Source organism: Bacillaceae bacterium S4-13-56 (genome assembly GCA_040191315.1).
Classification (GTDB): Bacteria; Bacillota; Bacilli; order Bacillales; family JAWJLM01; genus JAWJLM01.
The window spans coordinates 23,025-29,024 of the sequence record JAWJLM010000058.1 but is presented as its reverse complement, the minus strand read 5'-3'; the positions used below and the strand labels follow the sequence as shown (position 1 = coordinate 29,024).

The 6,000-nt window shown below is 42.4% G+C and carries 6 protein-coding genes; all 6 read right to left on the bottom strand.

What is annotated here, in order from left to right; translation table 11 throughout:
• Positions 1–615: 615 nt before the first annotated feature.
• Entirely contained in the window at positions 616–1,131 is a 516-nt protein-coding gene (locus RZN25_13860; protein MEQ6377902.1) for a thermonuclease family protein, read from the bottom strand.
• A 174-nt stretch (positions 1,132–1,305) separates the two neighbouring features.
• A complete protein-coding gene (dnaB, locus tag RZN25_13855; GenBank protein MEQ6377901.1) occupies positions 1,306–2,700 on the bottom strand; it encodes a replicative DNA helicase in 1,395 nt (464 codons plus the stop codon).
• On the bottom strand, positions 2,675–3,022 hold the full coding sequence (locus tag RZN25_13850; protein ID MEQ6377900.1) for a replicative helicase loader/inhibitor: 348 nt from the start codon (positions 3,020–3,022) through the stop codon (positions 2,675–2,677). Before RZN25_13850 ends, dnaB begins: the two co-directional genes overlap by 26 nt.
• On the bottom strand, positions 3,019–3,978 hold the full coding sequence (locus tag RZN25_13845) for a DnaD domain protein (protein MEQ6377899.1): 960 nt from the start codon (positions 3,976–3,978) through the stop codon (positions 3,019–3,021). Before RZN25_13845 ends, RZN25_13850 begins: the two co-directional genes overlap by 4 nt.
• A gap of 39 nt (positions 3,979–4,017) precedes the next feature.
• Positions 4,018–4,206 carry a helix-turn-helix domain-containing protein gene (locus RZN25_13840; protein MEQ6377898.1) on the bottom strand — a complete coding sequence of 63 codons (189 nt, stop codon included), beginning with the start codon at positions 4,204–4,206 and terminating at the stop codon, positions 4,018–4,020.
• Positions 4,207–4,661: 455 nt separating this feature from the next.
• Positions 4,662–5,909, bottom strand: a complete 1,248-nt coding sequence (locus RZN25_13835) for an anaerobic sulfatase maturase (protein MEQ6377897.1) — start codon at positions 5,907–5,909, stop codon at positions 4,662–4,664.
• Between the last annotated feature and the right edge of the window lie 91 nt (positions 5,910–6,000).

The window sequence follows — 6,000 nt, the reverse complement described above, 5'->3', positions numbered from 1 at the left end:
TGAAAAGAGGAAACTGAGCTAAATGGATAATCAGATTTTAATTTAATCCTTCTTCCGGTACCTTTTCTATTTGTTCGTAAGAAACGTAAAGCTTTTCCTATTTTCCTCTTTATTTTACCATTAGAAAAAAATGATTGTAACACAACTTTTATAAAACTAGCAAAAGCAAATAATCTATTTATTTATTAAAACTCCCTGTTGATACTTCCTTCCTGTAAAGTTTTACAAACTTCCTATATATACTTATTATATTTTAACATATATATCCATTCGTATTATGAGAAAGTTTAAAAACGGGATTCCTGTGATGCCGTTTGATTCTCCCGATCAGTGAGTAAATTTACTTTCACCTCTTTATTTCCAATAAAATCCAAACCCATCCTTCATTTTTGAAATCCAAATTTTTAACATGCTCAGGGTGTATTCTCCTTTATCATTATTTTGTTATAAAAGCTGTTACCAATAATATTTGCTACGTAGTATTAGTCTATTGCAAATTAAAGAGCTATTCCACAATATGGAATATTGTGGAATAGCTCTTATATAACTTAATAGGTGTGTCCGTTCCAAGAAGATATAATTGAACGACTGAGGTTCAACGCTTTTTTCATATGCCTAAACCCACTCCCACATCCCCTTCCTCTCTTCCTTGGCTTTTTCCTGAGCTCTTAGAAACTGATCGTAATACTTATACGATGGATTGAAAACATAGGCAATATTGGCAAGGCCTTCTTCAAGAAGGATCTGATTGAAATTTTGGCCGTCCACCCAGAGGTAGGCAAGGATTCTACCATAAGGATCAAGACGAGGACCGTCGTATTCTAACTGAACGATTTTTCTGATGAGATATATTTCGGAAAATCTGCTTGCCTTAAGTCCATACCGTTCGACTGGTTGATCAGGATGGACAGATTCTGGTGTGTCGATGAGCAGTAGACGGACATCGACCGTGTTTCCATTTAAGTTAACTTCTATGGTGTCGCCATCTATGATTCTTGTGACTACCGCTGTGTCTAGTTCCGGCTGCTGTGATTCGATGGTGTCCGCTTCCTTCGGTGGCAAGATAAGAGGAATCTGTAATTCTGGTTCTTGAATTGGTTGGTATTCGTTTGTCATAAGTATAACCTCCATATAAATGTTTTTTGGTTGGTAGATTAATAGATCATCTAGATTCTTGATTGATTTTATGATGCCTTTGTTTTGGACCCTCTCCCTCGTTGTGCTGCGTGGTATGCCTCTCTCTCACCCCCTTAGTTATCGATTTCAAATCCCTCCTGGGACACTATTCTTCCTCCCCCTTTCCTATCAACATGGTCCGGCAGTCCCAGTTCCTCCCGGTGTTCCTGTCCCTCGGGGTGTTCCTGTCCCTCCTGGTGTTCCTGTCCCGCCTGGTGTTCCTGTCCCCCAGGGTGTTCCTGTCCCCACTGGTGTTCCTGTCCCTCCCGTATCAGTGAACCTCCCAAACTCCTTGTGAAATAATAGTTCTACAGTTCCGGTTGGGCCGTTGCGTTGTTTGGAGATGATGATTTCTACGATTTTAGGTTTTTCGGTATCTCGGTTGTAATAGTCGTCTCGGTAGAGGAAGGCGATGACGTCGGCGTCTTGCTCAATGTTGCCGGATTCTCGGAGGTCGGACATGAGCGGCCTCTTTTCATTTCGCTGCTCCACTCCTCTGGAGAGCTGGGACAACAAAATAATCGGAATCTTCAGCTCCAACGCAAGTAATTTAAGTTCCCTCGTCATCTCTCCTACCTCCAAGTCTCGCCTCTCCCTTCTTCCTGTTGGAGTGATGAGTTGCAAATAATCAATGATGGCCAAATGCCTGGCCTTCGGTTGGTCGTGAACCGTTTTCCGCAGCGTAGCTCGTATATCCCCTATAGTGCGAGCCTTTTCGTGGAGGTGAAGGTTCCACTTTGTTATTTTTCCAATGACGTCAAAGGCTTTATGAAAATCTTGTTGGTTGAAGGCCATGGAACGCCATTTCTGGCTGAAGATCAGTCCTTCTGCTGCAATCATTCGTTGAAGTAGTTGTTTGTTTCCCATTTCTAGGCTGAAGACAGAGGTGGTGCCTTCGTTGGTGCAATGTCTAGCTGCGATATTCAGAGCGAAGGCGGTTTTGCCAACGGAAGGTCTGGCTGCGACGATGATCAGGTCTCCGCGTTGAAAGCCACCGGTCATTTCATCTAGATCAGAAAAATTTGTAAGGAATCCGCTGAGTTCGGGGGATGAGAAGCACATTTCGTCGGTGATGTCGACGAGATAGTCGAATGTCGACTTTTCTTCCCTCGGCCCTCCTACCTTTTGACAGTCGGCTAGGTCCTTCAGCAATTTTTCTAATCCTTCTTCGTTGGGATCCTCGGAGAACTTGAGGGCCAAATCTTTGGCTTTTCGGTTCCGGTAAGCCTCCAACAGGATTCGTTCGTAATGAGGGAGGCTGGCCGTACTCGGCACAGACTGGGCTAGCTCCAGCAAATACGAGACACCTCCTACTTTTGACACATCCTCCCCTAGTTCGGTTGTGACGGTAACGACATCGATACACTTGTTATCCGCGTGTACTTTTTTCATCGTTTGAAAAATTTGTTGGTGGTCTGCGTTGGTAAAATGGTAGTTCTCGAGCACTAGGTTTGTGATGAGATGTCCTTCTAGGAGTAGGGCTCCTAGCACGGAAACCTCAGCGTCCAAGGTGATGGGATTCATGGCGTGCCATTTTCTGAAAAAGTTGTTGAAGTTTCTGGTGAAAGCTTTTTTTGGTCTCCTGGGTGACTTGGGCTGCCTCTATTCTCCACTGCTTGGCGTATTCGATGTGTGGATTTTCCTCTGGAGGAAAGCCAGCGATTTCTCTAATGGTAGGAGGATAATGATTTTTTACGACGAACTCGGATAAATTTTTGAGAACGATGGTGTAGTCCATTCGTTGTAATTGTGGGATCAAGATCTTGGCTTTTTCCCGGGAAATATCATACTTTGGGTAAAATTCACGGATAGTCTTGAGTACTTTGATGGCTTCATCGTGTGTCATTGATTACCCTCCCACACTAGGTCGTTGAAGAATGAGTTTTCTTCTGTTGAAAGTTGCATACTTTTTGGATGGTGGTAGGGCCTTGATTGGTTCATGGCTAGTGGTTCTGGGTGTTGCTGGTGACGTTGGTTTGGTTGTTGCTGTGGTTGCTGAAATAAAATGGAGGTTCTCTTTCGTTTCATGCCATCTTTTTTTATTTCATAGATTTGGACATCTTGTAATGTTTTCAAATTGGCTCGCTCCCATTCTTGTAAAATTTTTTCAACGTAAGTGTAGGTTTGTGCCCCCATTTTTACCCCAATGTTAATCGCTTCGATGACGAGGTCTTCCCCTAGTTTCATGGACCAGTTAAGTAACGCGTCTTTTACGACAGGTCTGATGATGCCAAAGTTATCTTCATAGATTTGGATAGGAATTGGGTTTATTTCTTGTTCTGTGAGAGGAAAAGGGATCTCTTCTTCCTCTTCTTCTACTTCTTCTTTAAGTACAGTCAAGCCAGTTGCCCTTGATGGGGCTAGTGAGTGGACCTGGTCAAGTGAGTAGCCCTTAAATGGGGCTAGTGGTTTGACCTGGTCAAGTGAATTGACCTTAGCTGCTCCTACTGGTTGAACCGAGTCTAGTGAGTTGGTTTTAGCCGGGTCAACTTGTTTACCCAATAGTTTGTTTCGCTGGATGTCTTCAATCGAAACCATGTGATAGATTCCCGCTTTTCCAAAACAGCCATTTTGATAATGGAGAAGGCCGTTCTCTTCAAGCTCAAGGCGTGCATTAGCTATGCCTTGTTTGGAGAGGCCCGCAAGTTGTTTGAGCACTTTGTTAGGTGCGTTGAACTCCGTGCCTAAGTGATTGGTAGTTTGGATGAGTTTTAAGGTATACCACAACACCAAAGCACCTTTCGAGAGAGCGTTGGTGGATTTCCATTCCTTGAATGCACAAATCTCTATGATTGCGTTCATTGATTCAATCCTTCCCAAAGATTAATCGACAAGTGCCTGTCACCATGCCTTCCTACTTGATGTCGTCACTTGATCCTTGACCCACAGATCAATACTTTCCTGCGAGAACAAGATCTTGCTTTTAATTCTAAAATGGGGTATTCTCTGTACCTTTACCAGATAGTAAATCGAATCCTCATGAACCCCAAGATACTCCGCCACTTCCTTCACCGTCATTGTCATCTTCATTCGTCTGTGCCACCTCCTTTTCTTTTCCACTCAATTTCATAATCGAAAGAAAAAGAAAAAAGGACCCCCTGAATTTTTGGGAATCCTTGAATTTAACTTGCTGGTGGGGGGCGTGCTGGCGAGCGTGCTGGGGACGGTTCTCGCCAACACACCAAATCCTTGATATGACAGGTTTTTACGTTGTTTATCTGTGTTGGTAGGGACAGTCCTCTCAGAATGGTATTGTTGGGATGGGAGCTCGGATGTTCCTGTCCTCTACTGTTCCTGTTTTCTACCGTTTTTCACGATAACTAAAAACACTCTTAAACATTGATACATTAAACCCCTGCAGGTTTTTTGTTACAACCTATGAACCCATTCTACTAGGAGAGTATAGGGTGGAACTACCGGTGTTCCTGCCCCTGGTTGTTCCTGCCCCTCTAGGGGTTCCTGTCCCTACATGATATTCCTGCCCCCTAATTAGCCAGCGTTTGACAGCATTTTTTAAATTTTTTCCCGCTGCCGCAAAAGCATTCGTCGTTTCTACCTGGAAGAACGCGCCCACTTTTAACCAATTCATTCAGCCAGTTTCTTTTGTAATTTTTTGCAACTTCCTCCATTCTTGAATGAGCATATCCATATATTTGTTTGAAGCTTTGGCAAAAATACTCCACGGTGTGACCTTGAGTCTCCACATTCCAGTTACGATTCCTTGGACATCCTCCGTGACATAAAGAAAGATATTCGCACCTTTCGCACTGTGCAGGTAAGTCAGGTTTCAATCCTAAAAAAGTGTCATAAATTGAATGATTCAATATATCTTGAATGTTATCTACACCCACATTCCCTAGCTTATAATCATCATGAATATAAAAATCACACGGAAAAGCATCACCGTTTCTTTCCAAAATAATTGTTTTCGGACATGTTTCGCGGTGTGTACAAAGTTCTGCCTCTTGATGAAGGTAGACAGATAACATATTGTCAAAAAATCGGATCGACGTTTTCGGATAACCATCGTTGTACCAAACGTCAAAAGCTTCACATAAAAAGTCCCCGTACTCTCTAGGCGTAATTAAATACTTCCCTGGCTGATTTACATTCTGAGACTGAAAGTCCATACAAGGAATAAATTGGACATATTTAAACCCCTCTTGGTCATAAAATTCCATTAATTCCTTTGCTTTAGTTACATTATTCTCGTGTATCACGGTTAAAATGTTGAAATCAACCTTCGCATTCTTTAAATGCTGGATCCCTCTCATAATGGATTGAAAACTACCTCCCCCAGCACCTGTAACTCGTCTCTGATCATTGATCTTTTCCGGCCCGTCCAAACTAACACCAACAAGAAAATTGTATTTCTTGAAAAAAGCGGCCCACTCTTTCGTAATTAACGTTCCGTTCGTTTGAATTGCATTACTGATAATCGTATTTTTCGGAGCATACTTGGCCTGCAATGAAACGACTTTTTTTAAAAAATCCAGCCCTGCTAACAGTGGTTCTCCCCCCTGCCAAGCAAAGCTGGCAACTCCTTTAGAGGAAGCCATATATTCTTTTATAAATTTTTCTAATACAGCGTCATCAATACGCTCAACTTTCCCTGGCATTCCATTACATCGGCTATAATAACAATAATCACAGGATAAATTACACGCTTCGGATACCGTCTTCCACATGACACCAGTGTATCCCCGATCTTCTTTAATACTGCATGTACTCATTGATAAATCTCCCTTCATTTGTCACTCTCACTATCTTATAAGGAAATTTCTCATCTGTAAAATTCCTAAAATTATTGATTTAAAGCGGTGT